Annotated in this window: 22 protein-coding genes and 4 tRNA genes; all 26 read right to left on the reverse strand. The window is 34.8% G+C overall.

The genetic code is table 11. The features are described from left to right. Positions 1 to 141 precede the first annotated feature (141 nt). Positions 142 to 453 carry a DUF3467 domain-containing protein gene (locus EQG68_RS06285; protein WP_129463940.1) on the reverse strand — a complete coding sequence of 104 codons (312 nt, stop codon included), beginning with the start codon at positions 451 to 453 and terminating at the stop codon, positions 142 to 144. Between the two features lie 4 nt (positions 454 to 457). Further along, positions 458 to 4,765 (reverse strand): DNA-directed RNA polymerase subunit beta', encoded by a 4,308-nt coding sequence (rpoC, locus tag EQG68_RS06290; protein ID WP_129463941.1) that lies wholly within the window; start codon positions 4,763 to 4,765, stop codon positions 458 to 460. 84 nt (positions 4,766 to 4,849) lie between these two features. Continuing rightward, complete coding sequence (gene rpoB / locus EQG68_RS06295; RefSeq protein ID WP_129463942.1) at positions 4,850 to 8,662, reverse strand: DNA-directed RNA polymerase subunit beta; 3,813 nt, start codon at positions 8,660 to 8,662, stop codon at positions 4,850 to 4,852. 266 nt (positions 8,663 to 8,928) lie between these two features. Next, positions 8,929 to 9,309, reverse strand: coding sequence for a 50S ribosomal protein L7/L12 (gene rplL, locus EQG68_RS06300; RefSeq protein WP_129463943.1), 381 nt, complete (start codon positions 9,307 to 9,309; stop codon positions 8,929 to 8,931). 62 nt (positions 9,310 to 9,371) lie between these two features. Beyond that, a complete protein-coding gene (gene rplJ, locus EQG68_RS06305; protein ID WP_129463944.1) occupies positions 9,372 to 9,887 on the reverse strand; it encodes a 50S ribosomal protein L10 in 516 nt (171 codons plus the stop codon). Positions 9,888 to 9,909: 22 nt separating this feature from the next. Beyond that, entirely contained in the window at positions 9,910 to 10,599 is a 690-nt protein-coding gene (rplA, locus tag EQG68_RS06310; RefSeq protein WP_129463945.1) for a 50S ribosomal protein L1, read from the reverse strand. A gap of 13 nt (positions 10,600 to 10,612) precedes the next feature. Then, on the reverse strand, positions 10,613 to 11,050 hold the full coding sequence (rplK, locus tag EQG68_RS06315; protein ID WP_129463946.1) for a 50S ribosomal protein L11: 438 nt from the start codon (positions 11,048 to 11,050) through the stop codon (positions 10,613 to 10,615). Between the two features lie 65 nt (positions 11,051 to 11,115). Further along, the gene (gene nusG, locus EQG68_RS06320; RefSeq protein WP_129463947.1) at positions 11,116 to 11,667 is read right to left on the reverse strand and encodes a transcription termination/antitermination protein NusG; all 552 of its coding nucleotides are present in this window, start codon (positions 11,665 to 11,667) and stop codon (positions 11,116 to 11,118) included. Positions 11,668 to 11,675: 8 nt separating this feature from the next. Next, positions 11,676 to 11,873, reverse strand: a complete 198-nt coding sequence (secE, locus tag EQG68_RS06325) for a preprotein translocase subunit SecE (RefSeq protein WP_129463948.1) — start codon at positions 11,871 to 11,873, stop codon at positions 11,676 to 11,678. A 15-nt stretch (positions 11,874 to 11,888) separates the two neighbouring features. After that, positions 11,889 to 11,959: transfer RNA gene (locus tag EQG68_RS06330), tRNA-Trp, on the reverse strand. A gap of 57 nt (positions 11,960 to 12,016) precedes the next feature. After that, the gene (gene tuf, locus EQG68_RS06335; RefSeq protein WP_129463949.1) at positions 12,017 to 13,204 is read right to left on the reverse strand and encodes an elongation factor Tu; all 1,188 of its coding nucleotides are present in this window, start codon (positions 13,202 to 13,204) and stop codon (positions 12,017 to 12,019) included. Between the two features lie 54 nt (positions 13,205 to 13,258). Continuing rightward, a tRNA-Thr gene (locus tag EQG68_RS06340) sits at positions 13,259 to 13,330 on the reverse strand. Between the two features lie 29 nt (positions 13,331 to 13,359). Beyond that, positions 13,360 to 13,441 (reverse strand) — tRNA-Tyr (locus EQG68_RS06345). 83 nt (positions 13,442 to 13,524) lie between these two features. After that, positions 13,525 to 13,598: transfer RNA gene (locus EQG68_RS06350), tRNA-Thr, on the reverse strand. Positions 13,599 to 13,690: 92 nt separating this feature from the next. Beyond that, positions 13,691 to 13,993: a ribosome hibernation-promoting factor, HPF/YfiA family gene (gene hpf / locus EQG68_RS06355; RefSeq protein ID WP_129463950.1), complete on the reverse strand. Its 303-nt coding sequence runs from the start codon at positions 13,991 to 13,993 to the stop codon at positions 13,691 to 13,693. A 34-nt stretch (positions 13,994 to 14,027) separates the two neighbouring features. After that, entirely contained in the window at positions 14,028 to 14,924 is an 897-nt protein-coding gene (locus EQG68_RS06360; protein WP_129463951.1) for a tyrosine-type recombinase/integrase, read from the reverse strand. A gap of 67 nt (positions 14,925 to 14,991) precedes the next feature. Beyond that, positions 14,992 to 15,186: a 30S ribosomal protein S21 gene (gene rpsU / locus EQG68_RS06365; RefSeq protein ID WP_129463952.1), complete on the reverse strand. Its 195-nt coding sequence runs from the start codon at positions 15,184 to 15,186 to the stop codon at positions 14,992 to 14,994. Positions 15,187 to 15,259: 73 nt separating this feature from the next. Continuing rightward, positions 15,260 to 16,429, reverse strand: coding sequence for an acyl-CoA dehydrogenase family protein (locus tag EQG68_RS06370; protein WP_129463953.1), 1,170 nt, complete (start codon positions 16,427 to 16,429; stop codon positions 15,260 to 15,262). Positions 16,430 to 16,464: 35 nt separating this feature from the next. Beyond that, positions 16,465 to 17,334, reverse strand: coding sequence for a ComEA family DNA-binding protein (locus EQG68_RS06375; protein ID WP_129463954.1), 870 nt, complete (start codon positions 17,332 to 17,334; stop codon positions 16,465 to 16,467). Positions 17,335 to 17,352: 18 nt separating this feature from the next. Then, entirely contained in the window at positions 17,353 to 19,143 is a 1,791-nt protein-coding gene (locus EQG68_RS06380; protein ID WP_129463955.1) for an alanine/glycine:cation symporter family protein, read from the reverse strand. Positions 19,144 to 19,227: 84 nt separating this feature from the next. After that, on the reverse strand, positions 19,228 to 19,455 hold the full coding sequence (locus EQG68_RS06385; protein WP_129463956.1) for a PspC domain-containing protein: 228 nt from the start codon (positions 19,453 to 19,455) through the stop codon (positions 19,228 to 19,230). A gap of 8 nt (positions 19,456 to 19,463) precedes the next feature. Continuing rightward, positions 19,464 to 19,871 (reverse strand): 6-phosphogluconate dehydrogenase, encoded by a 408-nt coding sequence (locus EQG68_RS06390; protein ID WP_246011663.1) that lies wholly within the window; start codon positions 19,869 to 19,871, stop codon positions 19,464 to 19,466. A 10-nt stretch (positions 19,872 to 19,881) separates the two neighbouring features. Beyond that, positions 19,882 to 21,156 (reverse strand): DUF2851 family protein, encoded by a 1,275-nt coding sequence (locus EQG68_RS06395; protein ID WP_129463957.1) that lies wholly within the window; start codon positions 21,154 to 21,156, stop codon positions 19,882 to 19,884. A gap of 98 nt (positions 21,157 to 21,254) precedes the next feature. Further along, entirely contained in the window at positions 21,255 to 22,616 is a 1,362-nt protein-coding gene (locus tag EQG68_RS06400; protein ID WP_129463958.1) for a pyridoxal-phosphate dependent enzyme, read from the reverse strand. Positions 22,617 to 22,814: 198 nt separating this feature from the next. After that, on the reverse strand, positions 22,815 to 24,797 hold the full coding sequence (locus EQG68_RS06405) for a putative porin (protein ID WP_129463959.1): 1,983 nt from the start codon (positions 24,795 to 24,797) through the stop codon (positions 22,815 to 22,817). An 88-nt stretch (positions 24,798 to 24,885) separates the two neighbouring features. Next, the gene (locus EQG68_RS06410; RefSeq protein ID WP_129463960.1) at positions 24,886 to 25,746 is read right to left on the reverse strand and encodes a hypothetical protein; all 861 of its coding nucleotides are present in this window, start codon (positions 25,744 to 25,746) and stop codon (positions 24,886 to 24,888) included. Positions 25,747 to 25,759: the final 13 nt, after the last annotated feature.

Consider the following 25,759-nt stretch of genomic DNA (forward strand, 5'->3'; position numbering starts at 1 on the left):
GGTATTTTACTTTTAAAAAATCAGATTCTCTATCTTAAATTAATTACTTAACAATTACGAAAATTTATATAGATTGGATTTAATAAAAACAAAAAAGCCTTCGATTTCTCGAAAGCTTTTTCTTAAAAGTTGAATAACTATTTATGCTTGTCCTGTTGGTCCAAAACTTAATGGAACTTGTGGTTGTTCAGAATCCTTAATTTCACCATGAGCTAATTCAAAACGATGAATATTTTCACCAATAGCTTTCAACAAACGTTTAGCATGTTGAGGTGTTAAAATGATTCTTGATTTCACTTTTGCTTTAGGAACTCCGGGCATCAATGTTACAAAATCCAATACAAATTCAGACGCTGAATGATTGATAATTGCTAAGTTAGAATAAATTCCTTCTGCAACTTTTTCATCCAATTCAATGTTAATTTGTCCGGGTTGTTGATTGTTATCACTCATTTTCTTAATAATTATATTCTTCTTTGGCAGCCATTAACTCGTTATAGTCTTCTTTAGAACCTACAATATTATTGTCATATTCTCTCATTCCGGTACCGGCTGGGATTCTGTGTCCAACAATAACGTTTTCTTTTAAGCCTTCTAACGTATCTACTTTTCCTGCCACAGCTGCTTCGTTTAATACTTTTGTTGTTTCCTGGAACGATGCCGCAGAAATAAACGATTTGGTTTGAAGCGAAGCTCTTGTAATACCTTGAAGAACTGGTGTTGCTGTAGCAGTAATAACATCACGAGCTACAACAAGGTTTTTATCCTCACGTTTTAACAAGGAGTTTTCATCACGCAACTGTCTTGGCGTAATCATTTGTCCTGGTTTCAAGTTCTGAGAATCGCCCGCATCTTCTACCACTTTCATTCCGAATAACTTATCGTTTTCGATAATAAAATCTTTGGTATGTACTAATTGCTCTTCAAGGAACAACGTATCACCCGGATCTTCTACTCTAACTTTACGCATCATCTGACGGATAACCACCTCAAAGTGTTTATCGTTGATTTTTACCCCTTGCAAACGGTACACTTCCTGAATTTCATTCACCAAATATTGTTGAACAGCAGATGGTCCTTGAATTCTCAAGATATCTTCCGGTGTAATTGCACCATCCGACAAAGACATACCCGCTTTTACGAAGTCATTTTCTTGTACCAAAATTTGGTTAGATAATTTCACTAAGTATTTCTTCACCTCACCAAACTTAGATTCGATGATGATTTCACGGTTACCTCTTTTAATTTTACCGAATGTTACCACTCCATCAATCTCAGAAACTACAGCCGGATTCGAAGGATTACGTGCTTCAAGTAGCTCCGTAATTCTTGGAAGACCTCCGGTAATATCACCTGCTTTTGATGAACGTCTAGGTATTTTTACTAAAATCTTACCTGCTTTAATTTTTTCACCATCGTCAACCATTAAGTGAGCACCAACCGGTAAGTTGTAAGAACGAATTAACTCCCCGTCTTTACCATAAATTAATAAAGTTGGAATTAATTTTTTATTTCTACCTTCCGAAATTACTTTTTCTTGGAATCCGGTTTGCTCATCGATTTCTACTTGGAACGATTGACCTTGTTCTAAATCTTCATAAGCGATTTTTCCGGTAAATTCAGAAATAATAACTCCGTTATATGGATCCCATTTACAAATAGTAGTGCCTTTGTCTACGGTTTGACCATCTTTTACAAAAATGGTAGAACCATAAGGAATATTGTGCGTATTTAGAACAATTCCGGTGTTCTCATCAACTAATTTTAATTCGGTTGAACGAGAAATAACGATGTCAATTGAATTACCTTCAGCATCTTCACCTTTAACTGTTTTTAAATCGTCTATTTCTAATCTTCCTTTGAAACGGGTAACAATACTAGATTCCTCCGACATACCTCCTGCAACCCCTCCAACGTGGAATGTTCTAAGAGTTAACTGAGTTCCAGGCTCACCAATTGATTGTGCCGCAATTACCCCAACCGCTTCCCCTTTTTGGGTCATACGGCCAGTGGCTAAGTTTCTTCCGTAACATTTTGCACAGATACCTTTTGTTGCTTCACAAGTTAATGGAGAACGTACTTCTACTTTTTCTAATGGAGAAGCTTCGATCGCTTTTACAATAGATTCAGTAATTTCTTGACCGCCTTCAACCAATACTTCCAAATTCAATGGATTGATTACATCCTGAAGAGCTACACGTCCTAAAATTCTTTCTCCTAAGGTTTCAACGATTTCTTCATTCTTTTTCAAAGCAGAAACTTCAATTCCTCTTAACGTACCACAATCATCTGTGTTTACGATAACGTCTTGAGAAACATCATGTAATCTTCTTGTTAAGTATCCGGCATCGGCCGTTTTCAAAGCCGTATCGGCAAGACCTTTACGAGCACCGTGCGTAGAAATAAAGTATTCTAAAATGGATAGACCTTCTTTAAAGTTAGAAAGAATCGGGTTTTCAATAATTTCACCACCACCAGCAGTTGATTTTTTTGGCTTAGCCATCAAACCACGCATACCGGTTAACTGACGAATTTGCTCTTTAGAACCCCTTGCACCAGAGTCAAGCATCATGTATACCGAGTTAAATCCTTGTTGATCTTCGCGGATATTTTTCATCGCTAACTCAGTTAACAAGGCGTTTTTAGAAGTCCAAACGTCAATAACTTGATTGTATCTTTCGTTATTGGTAATCAATCCCATGTTATAATTCATGGTGATTGCATCTACTTCTTCTCTTGCATCGGCAATCAATTCTTGCTTTTGGTGAGGAATGATAATATCACCTAAACTGAATGATAAACCACCTCGGAATGCAAATTTGTATCCCATGTCTTTCATGCTATCCAAGAAAGCGGCAGTTGTTGGCACATTCGTTACCGATAAAATTCTACCAATAATATCTCTTAACGATTTTTTGGTTAAAACTTCATTGATATATCCGGCAGCTTCCGGTACTACTTCATTAAATAATACTCTACCGGCAGTTGTTTGAATTAATTGATAAACTAATTCACCGTTTTCATTAAAATCTTTTGCTCTAATTTTAACGCGGGCATTCAATTCTAATCTGCCTTCGTTTAAAGCAATATTTACTTCTTCAGCAGAATAGAATGTCAAACCTTCACCCAAAATTTTATGATCCGGAGTTGACAAACGCTCTTTGGTCATGTAATATAGACCTAAAACCATGTCTTGAGAAGGAACCGTAATTGGAGCACCGTTTGCAGGATTCAAGATATTGTGTGAAGCCAACATTAACAATTGAGCTTCCAAAATAGCTTCCGGTCCAAGTGGTAAGTGAACCGCCATCTGGTCACCATCAAAATCTGCGTTAAAAGCCGTACACACTAATGGGTGCAACTGAATTGCTTTTCCTTCAATTAATTTTGGTTGGAAAGCTTGAATACCTAAACGGTGTAACGTAGGAGCACGGTTTAGTAATACCGGATGACCTTTGATAACATTTTCAAGGATATCCCATACCACAGGCTCTTTTTTGTCGATAATTTTCTTAGCCGACTTTACTGTTTTAACGATTCCTCTTTCGATTAGTTTTCGAATAACGAATGGTTTATACAATTCAGCCGCCATATCTTTTGGTAAACCACATTCGAACAATTTCAATTCCGGACCAACGACAATTACAGAACGAGCAGAATAATCCACACGTTTTCCTAATAAGTTTTGACGGAAACGACCTTGTTTACCTTTCAAAGAATCTGAAAGCGATTTTAATGGTCTGTTTGATTCTGTTTTAACCGCAGAAGCTTTACGCGTATTATCAAATAATGAGTCAACCGCTTCTTGCAACATACGTTTTTCGTTACGTAAGATTACTTCAGGAGCTTTGATCTCCATTAATCTTTTTAAACGGTTGTTACGGATGATTACACGACGATATAAATCATTCAAATCGGAAGTTGCAAAACGACCACCATCAAGCGGCACTAACGGACGTAATTCTGGTGGTATAACCGGAATTACTTTTAAAATCATCCATTCCGGACGGTTTTCTCTGTTTTCATTTGCTTCACGGAATGATTCTACAACTTGAAGACGTTTTAATGCTTCTGTTTTTCTTTGTTTAGATGTTTCATTGTTAGCCGCGTGACGTAAATCATAAGACAATTCGTCTAAGTTTGTACGAGCCAATAAATCCATAATACACTCTGCACCCATTTTGGCGATGAATTTATTTGGATCACTATCATCTAAATATTGGTTTTCCATCGGAAGGGTATCTAAAATATTTAAATACTCTTCTTCTGTTAAAAAGTCTAATCTTTCTAATGGTTCACCATCCACATTTTTAGCAATACCGGCTTGAATTACTACGTATCTTTCGTAGTAAATAATCATATCTAATTTCTTAGATGGTAAACCTAAAATGTATCCAATTTTATTTGGAAGCGAACGGAAATACCAAATGTGAGCAATCGGCACTACCAAATTGATATGTCCTACTCTATCACGACGTACTTTCTTCTCGGTAACTTCAACACCACAACGGTCACAAACGATTCCTTTGTAGCGAATTCTTTTATACTTACCACAAGCACATTCATAATCTTTTACAGGACCGAAAATTCGTTCGCAAAAAAGACCATCACGTTCCGGTTTGTGGGTTCTATAATTGATTGTCTCCGGTTTAAGAACTTCTCCTCTTGATTCAGCCAAAATAGATTCTGGTGAAGCAAGACCGATGGTGATTTTATTAAACCTTTTAACGGTATTTTTATCTTTATTATTTCTATTATTCATCATAGTTAATAAAATTTGTTGTTTTTGTTTCAAGTTTTAAGTTTCAGGTAACAATTATCTTGAAACCTGAAACTTGAAACAATACTATTATTCCTCTAATCGGATGTCTAGACCAAGACCTTTCAATTCGTGCATTAAAACGTTGAATGATTCTGGTAATCCCGGTTCCGGCATTGGCTCACCCTTTACGATAGCTTCGTAAGTTTTTGCTCTACCGATAACGTCATCTGATTTTACCGTCAATATTTCTCTTAAAGTACTGGAAGCTCCATACGCTTCAAGAGCCCAAACCTCCATCTCTCCAAAACGCTGACCTCCAAATTGAGCTTTACCACCCAATGGTTGTTGTGTAATAAGCGAGTATGGTCCGATAGAACGTGCGTGCATTTTATCGTCGATCATGTGACCTAATTTCAACATATAGATTACTCCTACTGTTGCTGCTTGGTGGAAACGTTCTCCGGTTCCGCCATCATATAGATAGGTGTGACCAAATCTTGGAATTCCTGCTTCGTCTGTTAAAGCATTTATTTGATCGATCGTAGCCCCATCAAAAATTGGCGTTGCATACTTTCTTCCTAAATTCTTACCAGCCCATCCTAAAACCGTTTCATAAATCTGACCGATGTTCATACGAGAAGGTACACCTAGAGGATTCAACACGATGTCTACAGGTGTTCCGTCTTCTAAGAATGGCATGTCTTCGTCTCTTACGATTCGTGCAACAATACCTTTATTTCCGTGACGACCTGCCATTTTATCACCCACTTTCAACTTACGTTTCTTAGCGATGTAAACTTTGGCTAATTTTAAAATTCCGGCCGGTAATTCATCTCCTACAGTAATAGTAAATTTCTCTCTTCTTAACGCACCTTGTAAATCGTTTAATTTGATTTTATAATTGTGAATCAAATCGTTTACTAATGCATTCGTTTCGTCATCGGCTACCCATTGTCCTTTTGTTAAGTGAGCAAAATCTTCCACTGCATTCAACATTTTCTGAGTATATTTTTTACCTTTTGGTAAAACTTCTTCTCCTAAATCGTTCATGACACCTTGCGATGTTTTTCCGTTTACGATGTTGAATAATTTATCGACTAATTTATCTTTTAATTCGTTGAATTTTACTTCGAACTCCATTTCTAATGAAGCCAAATCATCTTTGTCTTTAGTTCGCTTACGCTTATCTTTAACAGCTCTTGCAAATAATTTTTTATCAAGAACAACACCATGTAATGAGGGAGAAGCTTTTAAGGAAGCATCTTTTACATCACCCGCTTTGTCACCAAAGATAGCACGTAATAATTTTTCCTCCGGTGTTGGATCTGATTCACCTTTTGGAGTAATCTTTCCGATAAGGATGTCGCCAGGTTTTACTTCAGCACCAATTCTAATCATACCGTTTTCATCCAAATCTTTTGTCGCTTCTTCTGAAACGTTTGGAATATCATTGGTTAATTCTTCGTTACCTAATTTGGTATCACGAACTTCCAACGAATAATCATCGATGTGGATAGAAGTAAAAATATCATCACGAACAACCTTTTCAGAGATTACAATTGCATCCTCGAAGTTGTATCCCTTCCATGGCATAAATGCTACTTTAAGGTTTCTACCGATGGCTAATTCTCCGTTTTGTGTTGCATATCCTTCACAAAGTACTTGTCCTTTTGTAACTCTATCCCCTTTTCTTACGATTGGTTTTAGGTTAATACAGGTACTTTGATTGGTTTTTTGAAACTTAATTAATTGATAGGTTTTTTCATCTGAATCAAAACTCACCATTCGTTCAGCATCTGTACGATCATATTTAATAGTGATTTTTTCAGAATCAACATATTCTACCACTCCATTTCCTTCAGCATTAATCAGAACTCTGGAATCTGAAGCAACTTGCCTTTCTAAACCGGTACCAACAATTGGAGCTTCAGGGCGTAACAATGGTACGGCCTGACGCATCATGTTTGATCCCATCAACGCACGGTTCGCATCATCGTGTTCCAAGAAAGGAATTAACGAAGCTGAAATCGATGCAATTTGGTTTGGAGCTACGTCAGTATAATGTACAACATTTGGTTCTACTACCGGGAAATCGCCTTCTTCACGGGCAATAACCTTATCGGAAGTAATTTTTCCATTGTCATCCATTTCAATGTTTGCCTGAGCAATCATTTTACCTTCTTCTTCCTCAGCACTTAAGTAAATTGGTTCAGATTTTAAATCAACCACACCATTCGTTACTGTACGATAAGGTGTTTCGATGAATCCCATTCCGTTTACTTTAGCATAAACACCAAGCGAAGAAATCAAACCAATGTTTGGCCCTTCAGGTGTTTCAATCGGACAAAGACGACCATAATGGGTATAGTGAACGTCACGCACCTCGAATCCGGCTCTTTCTCTCGAAAGACCACCAGGTCCTAGAGCAGACAATCTTCTTTTGTGTGTAATCTCAGCCAATGGATTGGTTTGATCCATGAATTGAGATAACTGGTTGGTTCCGAAGAAAGAGTTGATTACCGATGATAATGTTTTCGCATTTATCAAATCGATAGGTGTAAACACCTCGTTATCTCTAACGTTCATTCTTTCACGGATAGTTCTCGCCATACGAGCAAGACCTACACCAAATTGTGCAGAAAGTTGTTCTCCAACAGTTCTCACACGACGGTTTGATAAGTGATCGATATCATCAATCTCTGCTTTCGAGTTAATTAATTCAATCAAATATTTTACAATGGTAATAATATCCTCTTTGGTCAACACTTGTTTTTCCATTGGGATATCCAAACCTAATTTTTTGTTCATTCTATAACGACCAACTTCACCTAAGTTATAACGTTGATCTGAGAAGAATAATTTATCGATAATACCACGAGCAGTTTCTTCATCAGGCGGTTCTGCATTACGCAACTGACGGTAGATGTGCTCTACGGCTTCTTTTTCTGAGTTGGTTGGATCTTTTTGTAACGTGTTATGGATAATTGCATAATCTGCTTGATTATTATCCTCTTTGTGTAACAAAATAGATTTCACATTAGAATCGATGATTTCTTCCACATTATCTTTATCGATAATGGTATCACGATCTAAGATGATTTCGTTTCTTTCAATAGAAACTACTTCTCCGGTATCTTCATCAACGAAATCTTCGTGCCAAGTGTTTAATACACGAGCAGCTAATTTACGTCCGATGTATTTTTTTAATCCTGTTTTAGATACTTTAATTTCCTCTGCAAGGTCAAAGATTTCTAGAATATCTTTATCTCTTTCAAAACCGATTGCACGGAATAAAGTGGTTACAGGTAATTTTTTCTTTCTATCGATATACGCATACATCACGTTATTGATATCGGTAGCAAATTCAATCCATGAACCTTTAAAAGGAATTACACGGGCAGAATATAATTTGGTTCCATTAGCATGGAATGACTGTCCAAAGAAAACACCCGGTGAACGGTGTAACTGCGATACAACAACTCTCTCAGCACCATTGATTACAAAAGTACCGCTAGGTGTCATATAAGGAATAGTACCTAGGTAAACATCTTGTACTATAGTTTCAAAATCTTCATGTTCAGGATCTGTACAATAAAGTTTTAGCCTTGCTTTTAATGGCACGCTGTAAGTTAGCCCTCTTTCGATACATTCCGAAATAGAATAACGAGGAGGATCTACAAAATAATCTAAAAATTCAAGTACGAAATTGTTTCTTGTATCGGTGATTGGAAAATTTTCCATGAAGGTGTTGTATAGACCTTCGTTGCCTCTTTCGTCAGATTTCGTTTCTAATTGGAAGAAATCCTTAAAAGATTTAACCTGTATATCCAAAAAATCTGGATATTGCGGTATATTTTTTGTAGAGGCAAAATTCAATCTTTCAGTCTGATTTGTTATCATCAATGGACAAAATTTTGATTAAAAAAAAGTAATTTTTTTGTGTAAATACACTGTTTAACTTATACTTTCTTTTTTAAAATTGTTACATCTCTAAAAATAAATGGTATAATTCATTTATATTTTTTCTTCGTATCAATCAAAAATTCTTTTCGTATAGTAAACTACTATGATAATAAAACTTGTTATAATTTTATTATACGAAAAATGGTTTAGGTCGTTGGAGGTTAATCCAAGACCTAAACCTAGTTCTTAAAACCTAAGTTAGCTTATTTAAGCTCTACTACAGCTCCAGCTTCTTCTAAAGATTTTTTAAGCCCTTCAGCCTCATCTTTAGATACACCTTCTTTTACATTAGAAGGAGCAGCATCAACTAAATCTTTAGCTTCTTTAAGTCCTAAACCTGTTAATTCTTTTACAGCTTTAACTACAGCTAATTTAGAAGCTCCAGCGTCTTTTAATACTACAGTAAACTCCGTTTGCTCTTCAGCAGCAGCAGTATCACCACCACCAGCAGCAGGACCAGCAACTGCAACAGCTGCAGCAGCAGGCTCGATACCGTACTCTTCTTTTAAAATTGTTGCTAATTCGTTAACTTCTTTTACTGTTAAGTTAACTAATTGTTCTGCGAATTGTTTCAAATCTGCCATTTTTTCTATCGATTTAAATAGTTTGTAAAATATAATTTATTAAGTGCGTTCTCGCGGGTTTCTTATCTTTCAGATAAGGTTTTAACAATTCCTGCAATTTTACCTCCACCTGATTTAAGTGCAGATATAACATTTTTAGCAGGAGATTGAAGAAGTCCAATAATTTCTCCAATAACTTCTTCTTTTGATTTAAGAGCAATCAAAGCATCTAATTGGTTGTCGCCAATAAATACTGCTTGATGAATATAAGCTCCTTTTAAGATTGGTTTATCAGATTTCTTACGGAATTCTTTAATGATTTTTGCAGGAGCGTTTCCGTTCTCAGCAATCATTATTGAAGTATTTCCTTTTAATATTGAAGGTAAATCTCCATAATCATTTGAAGATGCTTCCATCGCTTTTTCCAACAACGTGTTTTTTACAACATTCAATTGGATTCCGGCTTTGAAACAAGCTCTTCTAAGATTTGAAGTAGTTTCAGCATTAAGGTTAGAAATATCTGCAATGTAGACAACATTAGTATCAGCCAACTGTGCAGTTAAATCTTCAATAACTCTTGATTTTTCTTCTCTAGTCATAATATATTTGTTTAACTACCAATTAAACTGCTTTAGGGTCTAAAGCAATTGCAGGACTCATTGTACTAGACAAGTGAATAGACTTGATATAAGTACCTTTTGCTGCAGTTGGTTTCATTTTGATTAATGTTTGAATAATTTCGTGTGCATTATCTACAATTTTATCTGCATCGAAAGAAATTCTTCCGATTCCGGCGTGAACGATTCCGGTTTTATCCACTTTAAAGTCGATTTTACCCGCTTTCACTTCTTGAACAGCTTTAGCAACATCCATTGTTACAGTACCTGTTTTAGGATTAGGCATTAAACCTCTGGGTCCTAAAACACGACCTAATGGACCTAATTTTCCCATTACAGCAGGCATTGTGATGATTACATCAACATCTGTCCAACCGTCCTTAATTTTTTGTAAATAATCATCTAAACCTACGTGGTCTGCACCAGCAGCTTTAGCTTCAGCTTCTTTATCTGGAGTAACAAGTGCTAATACTCTAACATCTTTACCAGTACCGTGTGGTAACGCAACCACACCTCTTACCATTTGATTCGCTTTTCTAGGATCAACTCCTAATTTTACTGCGATATCAACAGACTCATCAAATTTTGCAGAAGCAACTTCTTTTAACAATGCCGAAGCATCTTTTAAAGAATATAATTTGCTTTTTTCAATTTTTGCTGCAGCCTCTTTTTGCTTTTTTGTCAATTTTGCCATGTCTTTCTTTTAATTAAAAAGGAGCAACTCCTGATACTGTTATACCCATAGAACGAGCTGTTCCTGCTATCATACTCATAGCGGACTCGATAGTAAATGCATTTAAATCTACCATTTTGTCTTCAGCAATTGTTCTAATTTGATCCCAAGTAACGCTAGCTACTTTTTTACGATTTGGTTGACCTGAACCTGACTTAAGCTTCGTTGCATCCAATAATTGGATAGCAGCGGGTGGAGTTTTTACGACAAAATCAAACGATTTGTCTTTGTACACTGTAATCTGTACTGGTAAAACTTTGCCGGGTTTATCCTGAGTTCTTGCATTAAATTGCTTACAGAACTCCATGATGTTAACTCCAGCAGCTCCCAAAGCAGGTCCGACCGGTGGCGAAGGATTCGCGGCACCTCCCTTTACTTGTAGTTTAACTACTTTACTAACTTCTTTAGCCATTGTGTTTTAAAAAATTTAGCACATCTCAATTGGAAGCAAGATGCGGTTTATAATAATGTAACAAATTATACTTTTTCAACTTGCATAAACCCTAATTCTAAAGGTGTTTTTCTTCCGAAAATTTTCACCATTACTTCAAGTTTACGCTTGTCTTCATTAATTTTTTCAACTGTTCCATTGAAACCGTTGAAAGGACCGTCAATTACTTTGATGGTTTCACCAATATTGAATGGTATATTTTGAGTATCGGCAGTAATCGCCAATTCATCTACTTTACCTAACATTCTATTCACTTCAGATAAACGTAAAGGGACAGGATCGCCACCTTTTACTTCACCTAAAAAACCAATTACTCCTGTAATAGATTTAATAATGTGTGGAATTTCACCTATCAAATTAGCTTCAATCATAACATAACCAGGAAAATATACTTTATCCTTTGCTATTTTCTTGCCGTCTCTTACTTGTACTACTTTTTCGGTAGGAACCAAAACCTGAGCAATATGATCTGCTAATTGAAGACGATTTATTTCGTTTTCGATATAAGTTTTAACCTTATTTTCTTGGCCACTTACAGCTCTAACGACATACCACTTTTTTAAACTACTATCAGCCATAACAGATATTATCCTTTTATCAAATTAAAAAATCCTGATATTGCTTTTCTGAAAACTTCATCAACACCCCACGTAGCAAGTGAAAATACAATTGTAAATACCGCTACAATTATGGTTAAACGTTGTACTTCTGCCCAAGGCAACCAAGTTACATTGGTTTTAAGTTCTTGAAAAGCTTCTGTTATATAGTTAACAACTTTTGTCATTATAATTGATTTTTGCACGGATGGAGAGATTCGAACTCCCATCAACGGTTTTGGAGACCGCTATTCTACCCTTGAACTACACCCGTTTGTTAAAAGCCAGTCACACTCCGAAGAATATGAACTGGCTTTATATAATTTATGAATTAGTCAACGATTTCAGTAACCTGACCAGCACCTACAGTTCTACCACCTTCACGGATAGCAAAACGTAAACCTAGGTTAAGAGCGATAGGGCTCAATAAAGTTACGTCGATAGTTAAGTTATCACCAGGCATTACCATTTCAACTCCAGCCGGTAAAGAAATAGTACCAGTTACGTCAGTTGTTCTTACATAGAACTGTGGACGATAGTTGTTGTGGAATGGCGTATGACGACCACCTTCTTCTTTTTTCAAGATATACACCTCAGCTTTGAATTTAGCGTGTGGTTTTACTGAACCTGGTTTACAAATTACCATACCTCTGCGGATATCAGCTTTGTCAATACCTCTCAATAAAAGACCTACGTTATCTCCAGCTTCACCTCTATCAAGGATTTTACGGAACATCTCAACCCCTGTAATAGTGGAAGTCAATTTGTCTGCACCCATACCGATGATTTCAACTGGGTCTCCAGTATTAGCAACACCTGTTTCGATACGACCTGTAGCTACAGTTCCACGACCGGTAATTGTAAATACGTCTTCAACAGGCATCAAGAATGGTTTAGCATTATCACGCACTGGCTCTTCGATCCAAGCATCAACAGCTTCCATTAATTCCATGATTTTTTCAACCCATTTAGCATCTCCATTCAATCCTCCTAAAGCTGAACCTTGGATAACCGGACCATTATCTCCATCATATTCATAAAAAGATAATAAGTCTCTAATTTCCATTTCAACTAGCTCTAAAAGCTCAGCATCATCAACCATATCCACTTTGTTCATGAATACAACGATTCTTGGAATACCAACCTGACGCCCTAAAAGGATGTGCTCACGTGTTTGTGGCATTGGACCGTCTGTAGCAGCAACTACTAAGATAGCACCATCCATTTGAGCAGCACCAGTAACCATGTTTTTTACATAATCCGCGTGACCTGGACAGTCTACGTGAGCGTAGTGACGGTTAGCTGTTTCATACTCTACGTGTGAAGTATTGATAGTAATACCTCTTTCTTTCTCCTCAGGAGCATTATCAATTTGATCAAACGATTTTGCTTGACAGAAACCTTTCTCAGACAATACTTTAGTAATTGCCGCAGTTAATGTAGTTTTACCGTGATCTACGTGTCCAATTGTACCTATATTTAAGTGCGGTTTGGAACGATTAAAACTTTCTTTTGCCATTTTACTTAATTTTTAATCTTAGTTATATAATAGTGTTTAAATCTTACGACTTTGAGCCAATGACGGGATTTGAACCCGTGACCTCTTCCTTACCAAGGAAGCACTCTACCCCTGAGCTACACCGGCAAGAAATTAATCTTTCAAGTTAAAAATTGTGGGGAGAGCAGGATTCGAACCTGCGAAGATGTAATCAGCGGATTTACAGTCCGCCCTCGTTGGCCGCTTGAGTATCTCCCCTCAAATTTTTAAAACTTTTAAATGAACGTAAATGCTTTGAAATTATAATCTTACAAAACATTTTCTAACAAATCTTTTAATTGAGCCGATAGAGGGACTCGAACCCACGACCTGCTGATTACAAATCAGCTGCTCTAGCCAGCTGAGCTACACCGGCGTTACTCAATAAAAAAAGCCCGCTATTTCTAACGGACTGCAAATGTATAGATTTTATTTGTCAATCAAAACATTTTTTAAAAAAAATTTATACTATATATGTGTTCTGATTTTTTCTTTCCTTTTTAAAAGCAAACGCTCCAATGCTTCTGTGGAAGAATCAACTGCTTCTTCAAATGTTTTACACTGTTTTTTCACCATAAAATCATCGCCCGGTACATGAATTTTAATTTCGACAATTTTATTTTCTTTCTCACTGGTAGATTCTACCTTTAAAAAAACATCAGCTACAACTACTTTATCATAATATTTTTCGAGTTTATCCATTCGAGTTTGAATGAAATCTACTAACTTTCCGTCAATATTAAAGTTTACAGCATTAACATTTACCTTCATAATCTAATTTTTAAGGTTAAACAAACTTTGCGAATTATTTTTGGTTTCGAGGATGAGCATTTCCATAAACTTTTTTCAACTCAGACAAACTACTGTGTGTATAAACCTGAGTTGATGCCAAACTCGAATGACCTAATAATTCTTTAACTGAATTCAAATCGGCTCCGTTATTTAATAAGTGCGTTGCAAACGTGTGCCGCAAAATATGAGGACTCTTTTTTACCTTCTCGGAGACATTACTAAAGTACATATTTATTAATCGATATACAAGTGTATCATTCAATTTAACACCTTTTTGTGTTAAAAATAATTTGTCTGCATCTTTAATTTCTTGAAGTTGACTACGTTGTAAAATATAACTGTTTAATTGATTGACAATAATGGGCAATAAAGGAATGATTCGTTCCTTATTTCTTTTGCCTAAAACTTTAAGAGTTGCATTTGAAAAATCTATTCCACTAATGTTTAAGTTAATTAGTTCTGCTCTTCTTATTCCGGTAGTGTAAAACAAATCAATAATTAATTTATCACGAATTCCTTCAAATCCTTCTTGATACACAATTTGATTGAGAACCAAATCTACTTCTTTTTCAGAGAAAGGAATCTGAATTTTTTTTGGTGTTTTGAGTGCTTTGTGTTTGAGCAAAGGACTTTGTTCTATTTGTTTAATTCGCAACAGGAATCTATAATAACTCTTTAAAGATGAAATTTTTCGGTTGATTGACGAGGTTGAAATTCCATTATCTACTAACGAGACTATCCAACTTCTGATTTGCGAATAAATAACTTGATCAATGGAATCTTGTTCAAAATAAACCTTATTAAATTCTTCAAATTCTTCTAAATCTTTCAAATATGCCTTTACAGTATGCAAAGAATAATTCTTTTGCATGTGAAGATAATCTTTGAAAGCTTGCTGATTTGATTGCATAAAAAAACCGTTAGCCTCAAAGTTACAAAACTTATCAAACTAACGGTTTATTTTTTTAAAAAAGCTATTAAATTTCTACACTGTCTCGCAATGTTTGAATGTACTGAGCTTTTTGTACTTGTGCTCTTCTAACAACAGAAGGTTTAATAAAAGCTTGACGTGCTCTCAACTGACGAACAGTTCCAGTTTTATCAAATTTTCTTTTGTAGCGTTTTAACGCTCTGTCGATATTTTCTCCGTCTTTAATTGGTATAATTAACATAATCTAGACACCTCCTCTCATTTAGAGGTGCAAAACTAATAATTATTTTTTACTTATAAACTAAAACAATAAATTATTTTACTGCGGGTTTATAATTTTGATTATCAATTATCATTTTGGATAAAATCTCTTTTAAGATTTCTGAAGTTCCACCCCCAATTGGTCCTAAACGACTATCTCTTAACAATCTTGCCAACGGATATTCTTCCATATAACCATAACCGCCAAGCATTTGAAGACAACTATAAATGGTTTCATCAGCCACTTTAGTGGATTTCAATTTGGCCATAGTAGCTTCTTTTACAACATATTCTCCTTTATTTAATCGAGCTACAGCAGCATAATTAAAAATTTTGCAATGCTCTACATCGGTAGCATGTTCAACCATAGTATGTCTTAATGCTTGAAATTTATTGATACTAGTTCCAAAAGCTTCTCGCTGCGACATGTATTCAATGGTATATTCTATTGCATATTCTGCACGAGCATGAGCATTAATGGCCATTATTAGTCGTTCCAAAGCAAAATGCTGCATAATATAAGGAAACCCTTTTCCTTCTTCTCCCATTAAATTATCTAATGGAATTTCCACATTGTCAAATGAAATTTCTGCAGTATCAGAAGCTCTCCAACCCAATTTATCAAGCTTTGTAGCTGATATTCCTTTTGTTGAAGTATCAACCAAAAAAATACTTATACCTTTATTACCCAATTCAGGTTGTGTTTTTGCTGCTACTACGTAATAATCTGCATAAACACCATTTGTAATAAAAGTTTTGGAGCCATTTATTACAAATTTATCTCCTTTTTTAACAGCTGTAGTTCGCATACCTGCTACATCACTTCCTCCAAAAGGCTCGGTGATGCATAATGCCCCTATTTGATCACCGGAAATACTAGGTGCTAAATAATCTTCTTTAATTCGTTCATCACCTTCTGCATTCAAATGTGTCATGGCTAAATAGGAATGTGCCCACATAGCAGCAGCAAAACCGGATGACTTTATTTTTTGGAGTTCTTCTAAAAAAATAACGGTATAAAACAAATCCAAATTCATCCCGCCATAAGCTTCAGGATAGGTTAATCCGAAAAAACCCATATCACCAAACTTTTTCCAAATAAATCGTTCAATGCTTCCGGTTTTTTCCCATTTTTCAATGTGAGGAACAACTTCTTTTTGCAGGAAATCGCGTAAAGTTGCCCTAAATAATTGATGTTCTTCCGTAAAGTATTCTGAATTCATAGATTAAAATTATTTGCTTAGAATGAGCTATTTTTTTAGAATTCCAAATATAAGACGATAATTTTGATTTTTTCACTAGTCAAACCCTTAATTTTTGTTAAATCCTCAATATTTTTTATTTCACCATTCATGCTGCGGTGTGTTACAATCTCCTTTGCGATTGAATAATTGAAGTAAGGGAATTTGGCTAATTCTTTTACGGAAGCATTATTTATGTCAACTTTGTTAATTTTTGGTTCTGTAGTTACCTCAAAATGTTTATTGAGATTTTCGATAACTTCCGGACTAAGACCCCAAATAAATTGCAATTGTTCCATGGAGAAAAATCCGCCAAGACTTTCTTTGTTTTTTAAAATTCTTTCAGACAAAGCCGGACCAATTCCATAAACCTTAATTAAATCTTCTTGCGTTGCCTGATTAATATCAATTTTTACAATTGTTTTTTTGTTCTCGAACTTATTATTTGAATAAGAAGCATATTGCTTTTTGGGTTGATTTACCCAGTCAGGAAACTTAAAATAAGGTGAAATTGCATTGAGTAAACTATCTGAAACACCGGTAACAGTTTGAAATTCTTCAGCAGAATTAACATATTTATTTTGCTTTCGAAAGGCAAAAAGTTTTTCTAATTCTTTTACCGACATTCCGAGTTTATATCCTTTATAATCCGAAATAAAATTAGGATTGAATGGGTAAATTTGCGGATTTGTATTGCTATCAGCATTTTTTAAACTATCAATGACCGATTGCATCCCTAACCATTTATGATCAGAATTATTAGTACGAGATTGTTGATTTGATATCCAAAAAAAATAACCTAGTTGAGTTAAAATAATGAGAAAAAACAACAAAAAAATCCCATTTCGTTGTTGCTTAGCAAATCGGAAATAGGATTTTATATTCATGTATCATTAATTTAGAATTTACTCATATTTTTTTATTTCCCCGGACTTGAGTCGCTTGAAATAATCTTTTAAGTCTTCTTTTACTTCACTAGAAAGAAAATATAAACCTAAAATATTTGGAAAAGCCATTCCAAGAATCATCATATCTGAAAAATCTATAACTGCTCCCAAACTAGCAGAAGCACCTAAAACCACAAAAACTAAAAAAAGAGCCTTATACAGGTTTTCCATTTTCTTAGTGTTTCCGAACAAAAACGTCCATGATTTCATTCCATAATAAGACCAAGAAATCATTGTTGAAAAGGCAAAAAGAACAATAGCAACCAATAAGACATATTTAAACCAAGGCAAAACGCTACTAAACGCAGCAGAAGTTAAGGCAGAACCTTCTAATCCTTGAGTATCATGAGCATAACCAGAAAAAATAAGTACTAAAGCAGTCATCGTACAAACTACAATTGTATCTACAAAAGGTTCTAATAGAGCAACGATACCTTCGCTTACAGGTTCATCTGTTTTAACAGCTGAGTGAGCAATGGCTGCCGATCCGACACCCGCTTCATTTGAAAAAGCTGCTCGTTGGAAACCAACTACCAAAACTCCAACTACTCCACCGGTAATTCCATCCGCAGTAAAAGCACCTGCGAAAATTTCCCTAAAAGCATCTCCAACATGAGCGATATTAACAAAGATGATTACTAGAGAAGTTAGTACATAAATCCCTACCATAAAGGGTACGATTTTATCCGTTACACTAGCAATTTTTTTAATCCCACCAATAATCACTATTCCAACAAAAAAAGCAACTACTATTCCATACCAAAAACCTTTTCCTTCAAAAACAGGAAAAACATTAGCTAACTGAGCAAATGATTGGTTTGCCTGAAACATATTTCCTCCACCAAACGAACCACCAACTGCTAAAATTGCAAAAATTACGGCTAATACTTTCCCTAAACCAACATATCCTTTTCTACGTAAACCTTCTGAAAGATAATACATTGGTCCACCGGATACTTCTCCTAAATCATTTAATCGTCTGTATTTTACACCGAGTGTACATTCTACAAACTTTGATGACATTCCTAAAAATCCGGCTAAAATCATCCAAAAAGTTGCCCCTGCCCCACCTAATGATATTGCAACAGCAACTCCTGCAATATTACCTAAACCTACCGTTCCGGAAAGTGCTGTGACCAATGCTTGAAAGTGCGAAACCTCACCCTCATCACCCGGTTTATCATAATCTCCTCTAATTAATTGATAAGCATGTTTAATACCTTTAAGATTGATAAAACCCATATAAATGGTAAAAAAAGTAGCTCCAATAACTAACCATAAAACGATAAAAGGAAAGTTTGTTTTTTTAGGATCTCCATTTGGATGAAACACTATTTTACCTGAGTTATCTCTAATTGTGGCATCATAAATACCAACTTTATCAAATGGATCAAAGAAAATAAAATCCCCTATTCTACCAACAACTGGTTTCATGTAGGAATTTAGTTTTTCCTCAATATTTTGTGGTTCTACTAAAAAAGTTTTTTCTATCTTTTTACCCAAATTATCTGTGATAATAACTGAGTATGGTATTCCTTCTGTTAACTTGTCTGCAAAATTTGAACTTAGACTAACATCTTGTTTATTCCATTTGTAAGAAAATGGTGCCGAACCATTTAAAACTTCAATCTCAATTTTTGCATCATCAATATTTTCTGATACATTAATCAACTTTTCTTTAATAATTAAGTCTTGAGAAAAAGAAACCTGACTTAGAAATAAGATTAATAAAAATAATTTTAGTCTCATTTTACTTGTTTTAAGTTTAGCTCAGCAAGATGCAAAAAAAATTGGTTTTAAAAAAAGTATCATCCATCTTTTTTTAAAAATTTGCTATAAATCAAACACTGAACTTCGCTTTGTGTAAATCATATCTTTTAGCTTTAACCAAAAAGCAAAAGTTAAATAAACACCAAATCCTAAGCCGACTGTAACAAATGAAATATAAATAAAAAACAGTCGGACATTTGTTGCTCTCATTCCTAACCTATCAGCTAGACGGGAAGAAACATGAAAACCGCGTTTTTCAAAAAAAAGTCTGATTGAAGTAATCCAATTCATTAGAAAAATTATTTTGGGGTTACAAATGGAGATTGTTCTTCTTGAACGGCTGTAACAAAATAACGTGTATCTCCCCACCAGAAAAAAGTTTTATAGCGTTCTTCATACGTTAGTTTCACATACCTTCCTTGAAGGTTTTCCATTTTTAGAATTACGTCTTTTTCTTTATTTGGAACAGTAAATTGAAAGATTTGAGCTCCTGAAATTCCTTGACTCATTTCACCTTCCCAGGTTTTGAAGGCCACTCCTTTTTTACTAAATTTTATTAATTCACCGGAACGAACCCCTTCTGAATAAGGAACATAATAAATAAAAGCGAAGTAACCAAAAAATGACACAACAAATAAAAAAATAAAGCGAAAAAAGTATTTTTTTACATTTTTTCCAAACGACTTTTTATCTGTATTTTTTTCCATATTGTGATAATTAAGTAGTAAAGTTAATCAACTTTTGCCCAATTGCACAATTCAGGCATTTATTTGTATTACAATATTCTTTTTTTAGCTGAAGAATTGCTTGCGAATGAAAGCTATTTTTAGAAATAAGACCAAAATAATTGAACTTTTCAATGATAGTATTTTTCTCTGAGCCAACTTCTGAGGCCAACCGAATAAGTTCTTCGGGATTGATGTTTCCATTGGCGTGACTGTATGCAAATTTGAGTGGAAGAATGCAATTCAAAATAATTAAATCTATAAAATTTTTTGATATTTTTTTTTGCTTCTTTGGATGTGGTTTATCAAAGACATAATGTGATTGCCAATAATCCGAAACGGTACAATTAAAAATTGGGTAAATTTCTTGGGTTGAATTTGCTTTAACAATCAAATGAAAAATTTGTTGGTGCTGAACAATTAGCTGAGCCAATTGCACTAATCGGATGGTAGGAAAGTTATCCGGTCGATGTTTAAAAAACTGAACCGGTTGATAATAAGCTGTTCCCAATTGATGTTTATGCTTTAGAAAATGCCATCTCCGTTTTAAATCAACATAATACAAATCTTCATATTCTTCATCAAGAAGTCCAGTTGAGCCAAAAAAAAGAGCTTCCATATTTTCTATGTCAAATCGTTCTTTTTTTATCACAGCATAAGGGATTGAGTGGGACATTTTTAAAAAAGCTTCGCCGTTTGTATTGAGCCCAAAACTTTTAGCCAATAATTGAAAAAAAGTGGCTTCCCAATCGAAGGTATTTTGTTGAAGAAGGTTTTCAACTTCGTTAGATTTCTTCTCCAATCGTTCAAAAAAAAGCCGTTCTATCCAATTCGAAATTGTAAAATTATCGATTGTTGCCAATTGATTTTCACAATTAATCCATGCTTTTTGCTTAAATAATTGGTGGTACTGCTGCAAAACTTCCTTTAGAACATAGTTTTTAAGTTCCAACACAGGTAGAACTGAATTATTTTTACGATAAACATCTGTATCATGCTCCCAAACTACGTGAAGAATAACATTATCATAATTCGCATCCGTTTGATGATGATGTACGTACCAATCGGAAGATTTTAGATGAATTTCAACATTTCCGGCCCATTTTTGAGTGTCGATAACAATTTGAGCATTAAAAAAATCGGGGCCTGCTTGTTGAATATAATAACCGGAATGAATGATTGTAAGTTCTTGACCGGAAACGGTTTTGAGATTGGTAAAGGCAAACTTTTTGTATTGCCAGACGTAATGGAGAAAATCTTCTTTCATGGCGTGTAGTATAAAATTATGGCGTTAAATAGAGAAGCTAATTTAATAAAAAAATCCAACCTAATGCGATTGGATTTTAAATTTATTAATCAGAATGATTATTTTATGGAACTAATAATATCATGTTTCGTAATAATATGGTATTTTCCGTTTTCCAACCGAACCAAAACGGCCTGATTGTCTTTATTGATGAGTTTGGAAACTTCCTCAACGGGCGTGTTTTCCTGCACAATCGGATACGGTTTTCCCATGATTTCACGGATCGGTTTTTCGGCAATATCTTTATCCGCAAAATAACTTCTAAACAAGTCTGATTCGTCAAGTGAACCTACAAAGCCTGAAGTGTCAATCACGGGAATTTGAGAGATATTAAATTTTTTCAAACGATCGATAGCATGTGAAACCAATTCTTCTGTACGAACAATAACTAATGATTTATCTCTGTGATTTTTAATTAAATCGGCTGCTGTGGTGATTTCTTCGTCTAAAAAACCACGTTCACGCATCCAATCATCGTTGAACATTTTGCCAACATAACGACTTCCTGAATCGTGGAATAAAACGACGACAACATCTTCGGGTTTGAAATGTTCTTTTAACTGCAAAACACCTTTGATGGCCGAACCGGCAGAGTTACCTACAAAAATCCCTTCCTCTAAAGCTAATCTTCTGGTGAAAACAGCAGCGTCTTTATCGGTTACTTTGGTAAAACCATCGATGAGTGAAAAGTCTACGTTTTTTGGTAAAATATCTTCCCCAATTCCTTCGGTTATATACGAATAGATTTCGTTTTCGTCGAAAATTCCGGTTTCATGGTATTTTTTAAACACCGAACCATAGGTATCAACACCCCAAATTTTCACGTTTGGATTTTGTTCTTTCAGGTATTTAGCTACTCCAGAAATGGTTCCTCCTGTTCCCACTCCAACTACAAAATGCGTTACTTTACCTTCGGTTTGTTCCCAAATTTCCGGACCGGTTTGTTCGTAATGAGCGATCGCATTCGAAGGATTGTCATATTGGTTCACATACCAAGAATTCGGAATTTCAGTTCCTAATCGTTTGGAAACAGAATAATACGAACGCGGATCGTCGGGTTCTACGTCGGTTGGACAAACAATTACTTTGGCTCCAACAGCACGAAGGATATCCATTTTTTCTTTGGATTGTTTGTCGGTTATTACGCAAATTAACTTATAGCCTTTAACAATTGCTCCTAATGCCAAGCCCATTCCGGTGTTTCCGGATGTTCCTTCGATGATGGTTCCTCCAGGTTTTAAACGACCATCTGCCTCGGCATCTTCAATCATTTTGATAGCCATGCGGTCTTTCACCGAATTCCCTGGATTGAATGTTTCTACTTTGGCAAGCACTAAACAATCTAATTCTTGGGTGATTTTGTTGATTCTGACAAGCGGTGTATTTCCGATTGTTTCTAATATGTTTTTGGCGAAATTCATTTTGTTTGTTTTACGGTGGCAAAGATAGGGATTTTTGGATTATTCAGTGGATGGATTATTGGATCGCTTAACTTTTGAAATTATTTTTTTTATGGTTAACATATTAGCCCCGACAGCAGCGGTATCCTTTTGCAAAGCAAAAGATATAGCGGATGGCGGGAAAATGAATAACTGAAAAAGCCCGAGTGCTTCCGCTCCTTATAAGAAGAAATTCCATTCGAGTCCGAAACGAACTATAAAATCCCTGTACGGATTATTGGGTGCAGAATAGTAATTGAATCCCGTCATAGCTGCATTAAAATGTTCTGCTTTGAGATAAATTCTTGCTGTTTTTATTTTGGCATTGACAAAGAAATCAATCATGGGAAAATCACCTATTTCTTGAGTGTTTTGCACATAAAAATCAGCTATTACCGGATTGTAATCATTGGCGAAATACTTGCTAAAATAATTCACCGTTACACCGGTTTGAAGAAAAAGTGCTTTTTTGAAAAAATGGCCTGAAAAATATAATGTGCTTCGAAGTGTGAGTTCGGGAACGTTTAATATGTCATCCTCTTGATCTACTTTTTGATAAAGCACGGTGTTATCGAATCCTAACTTCCAGAATTTTATATCTTTTCCTGCTTTTATGCTCAAGTAATTAATGGTATTATCGTATTGTTTTGGTGAAACCAATAATTGATCTTCCGAAGATGTGACTTGACCGAAATAAAGAAAATCATTAAGCGTTGTGAGTTGAATTGCCGAGTCTAACCATTGGGTTTTGGCTTTTACTTCGATGTTATTAATTTTTTCATTTTTAAAAGTATTGACCCAATTGTAATTGACATAACTGCTTTGAAACAAAGAAAAGGTATGATTCGGCAAACGATTTAAATTTTGAAAACGAAAATCAAAACTGTTTTTATCGTTGTATTTAAAAAGTAATTTCGCATCAAGATTAGATAAACTTTGGTCTGTGATGGAAGTAGAATAACTGAATTTTCCGTTCCATTTGTTTTTTTGATAGGTATATTGTCCTCCAACAGATTGAATTTCATCGCTTAGATTACTTGGAATAAGTTGATCGTTTTGAACGATTACCCTGTTATAAAAATAATTGAATCTAAAATCTTCCAGAAAAAACTGGAACTCACCCAGTAATTTATTTTCGTATAAAGCTCCAATTTTGTTATACAATCTATTGTAACGGTTTTCATCATTGATATTACTAAGCACATAAGAATCACCAAAACGATTGACTACACGATTCCCTTCATCAGAGATAATTGTTGTGGCAATGGTAGATTGCTTGTAATTAAAAAACTTATGTTCATAATTTAGTTGATGATGTAAATAAAGATTATTTTGAGCATCGTTTTTATTAATTCTGAAATAATGGTCGTAAAAGTAACGATTCCCTTTTAGCAGCGATTCTGCATCATTGAGATACACTTGCACTCGAGCACGATTTCTGAAATCTTCCTCACCTCCTTCAAAATCTTCTAAATTGATAATCCCCCCATTTTCACCATTTAAAATATCTTGTGCTGTAAAATGAGCTTTTAATTGATAGCGATTACTTTTTGTTTGATAGCTGGTTGAAAAGCGAAAATTTCCGGTACTGGAAAGCTGATTGATATATTTTCCGAGGGAACGAAGTCCTTTATATGCAATAGAAAAATTTAGTCTTTCGGATGTATTCAAAGTAATGAAAGCATCGAGGTTTTGACCTTGTTCCATCACGGTTTTAAAATACAATTCCGTTAATGGAGTTGGCACATGATAATAAAGAATATCATTAGCAGTTAAAAAATTAAAATGTTTACCGGTTAAACCAATTTCCGGATAAGGATTGAATTGAGTTAGTCCAAAATCCAATGTAGTATAGGTTTGTCCTTCATTTGCAAATTGTTGTAAACCAAAAATATCTTTGCGAAGGTAATTGTATTTATATTCTTTTTGAATGGTTAAAGAAGTGTCATAATGAGTAGTATCACGTTCGATTGTGATGATTTTATATTCTGAGATTTTAGCAATAGATGCAACTTTTTTATCTTTTGAATCATCAAATGATGAAGGGCTATTGTTAGTAATCCTATTGTTAGTCCTCACAGGTACTTCTTTGAGAACTTTTTCCTCTCTGACCTGAGAAAAAACATTACAATAAAAAAAGAAAACTACAATTAAATATTTCATACAATAAAATTGGAGACAAAAATAATAAAAAAATAATAAAAGAAGCCCGCACAGAGCGGGCTTCTAAAATTATAATAATAAATTATAATTATTGTTTTTCTAAACGAATTGTAGTTTGTTGACCAGCACTACAAGAACCGGCTCCTCCAGATGAATCTTCATGGAACGTAATTTCAAAAACTGAATCATCATTGGCATCAAAAGTTGAAGGAGTTCCATTTGTTGGACCAACTTCAATACTTCCACCACATCCAATTCCAGAAGCTGATGAGTTACCTATCATGTTAACATTACCACAAGATAATTCAAATACAACTGGAACATTTGAAGGATTACCTAAACCTAAACTTGGGTAAAATTTTACTTCAAATTGTCTTTCTAATTCAGTTGAACCCATTGTTACATTTACGGTAACATTATTACCAAAAACTGGTGCCCCAGCAGCTGGTGCATAACCAGGTGTAACTTGAGTAAGTGTATAAGCACCTGTAAAACTTGCATTAAGAGGACATAATCTAATGATAGTTAAGTTAAAAACATCTCTAGAACCCAACATAGTGTCTTCAACACCTAAAAGTTTAAGTCTTAAAATTTCTCCACTTAAAGATGCATTTGCGAAATCACCCGTAACAGTAAAAGAACCAACAACACTATTTGCAGGAATTGTAAAAACTCCAGATTGAATAGTATATGAATCTGGGTTAGCTGTTGATGTTGGAAGTACTTCTATTTCGAAATTACGAGCAAAACTTTTAGCTTCGGAAACACCTACTTTAACTTCGAATACTGAAGCTGAATCTTCACGTACAAATAAGGTACCTGCAGAACCAGGAACAAAATAAGCTACAGAAGTCCTGTCATTTAAATAAACAGAATCATCTTCTTTAGTACTACAAGCTACTACTACTAAAGCTAAAATGATACCGAAAGATTTTAATATATTTTTCATTTAATAAAGATTA

Source organism: Flavobacterium piscinae (genome assembly GCF_004122145.1).
Classification (GTDB): domain Bacteria; phylum Bacteroidota; class Bacteroidia; order Flavobacteriales; family Flavobacteriaceae; genus Flavobacterium; species Flavobacterium piscinae.

Excerpts from the sequence above, each read along its gene's own strand:
- rpsU (WP_129463952.1), bottom strand. The coding sequence starts at position 15,186 with ATGTTAATTATACCAATTAAAGACGGAGAAAATATCGACAGAGCGTTA.
- EQG68_RS06375 (WP_129463954.1), bottom strand. The coding sequence starts at position 17,334 with ATGAATATAAAATCCTATTTCCGATTTGCTAAGCAACAACGAAATGGG.
- EQG68_RS06410 (WP_129463960.1), bottom strand. The coding sequence starts at position 25,746 with ATGAAAAATATATTAAAATCTTTCGGTATCATTTTAGCTTTAGTAGTA.
- rplK (WP_129463946.1), bottom strand. The coding sequence starts at position 11,050 with ATGGCTAAAGAAGTTAGTAAAGTAGTTAAACTACAAGTAAAGGGAGGT.
- EQG68_RS06380 (WP_129463955.1), bottom strand. The coding sequence starts at position 19,143 with ATGAGACTAAAATTATTTTTATTAATCTTATTTCTAAGTCAGGTTTCT.
- EQG68_RS06370 (WP_129463953.1), bottom strand. The coding sequence starts at position 16,429 with ATGAATTCAGAATACTTTACGGAAGAACATCAATTATTTAGGGCAACT.
- nusG (WP_129463947.1), bottom strand. The coding sequence starts at position 11,667 with ATGGCTGATAGTAGTTTAAAAAAGTGGTATGTCGTTAGAGCTGTAAGT.
- EQG68_RS06405 (WP_129463959.1), bottom strand. The coding sequence starts at position 24,797 with ATGAAATATTTAATTGTAGTTTTCTTTTTTTATTGTAATGTTTTTTCT.
- rpoB (WP_129463942.1), bottom strand. The coding sequence starts at position 8,662 with ATGATAACAAATCAGACTGAAAGATTGAATTTTGCCTCTACAAAAAAT.
- EQG68_RS06395 (WP_129463957.1), bottom strand. The coding sequence starts at position 21,156 with ATGAAAGAAGATTTTCTCCATTACGTCTGGCAATACAAAAAGTTTGCC.
- EQG68_RS06390 (WP_246011663.1), bottom strand. The coding sequence starts at position 19,871 with ATGGAAAAAAATACAGATAAAAAGTCGTTTGGAAAAAATGTAAAAAAA.
- rplL (WP_129463943.1), bottom strand. The coding sequence starts at position 9,309 with ATGGCAGATTTGAAACAATTCGCAGAACAATTAGTTAACTTAACAGTA.
- EQG68_RS06360 (WP_129463951.1), bottom strand. The coding sequence starts at position 14,924 with ATGCAATCAAATCAGCAAGCTTTCAAAGATTATCTTCACATGCAAAAG.
- rpoC (WP_129463941.1), bottom strand. The coding sequence starts at position 4,765 with ATGATGAATAATAGAAATAATAAAGATAAAAATACCGTTAAAAGGTTT.
- rplA (WP_129463945.1), bottom strand. The coding sequence starts at position 10,599 with ATGGCAAAATTGACAAAAAAGCAAAAAGAGGCTGCAGCAAAAATTGAA.
- rplJ (WP_129463944.1), bottom strand. The coding sequence starts at position 9,887 with ATGACTAGAGAAGAAAAATCAAGAGTTATTGAAGATTTAACTGCACAG.
- secE (WP_129463948.1), bottom strand. The coding sequence starts at position 11,873 with ATGACAAAAGTTGTTAACTATATAACAGAAGCTTTTCAAGAACTTAAA.
- EQG68_RS06400 (WP_129463958.1), bottom strand. The coding sequence starts at position 22,616 with ATGAATTTCGCCAAAAACATATTAGAAACAATCGGAAATACACCGCTT.
- EQG68_RS06385 (WP_129463956.1), bottom strand. The coding sequence starts at position 19,455 with ATGAATTGGATTACTTCAATCAGACTTTTTTTTGAAAAACGCGGTTTT.
- tuf (WP_129463949.1), bottom strand. The coding sequence starts at position 13,204 with ATGGCAAAAGAAAGTTTTAATCGTTCCAAACCGCACTTAAATATAGGT.
- EQG68_RS06285 (WP_129463940.1), bottom strand. The coding sequence starts at position 453 with ATGAGTGATAACAATCAACAACCCGGACAAATTAACATTGAATTGGAT.
- hpf (WP_129463950.1), bottom strand. The coding sequence starts at position 13,993 with ATGAAGGTAAATGTTAATGCTGTAAACTTTAATATTGACGGAAAGTTA.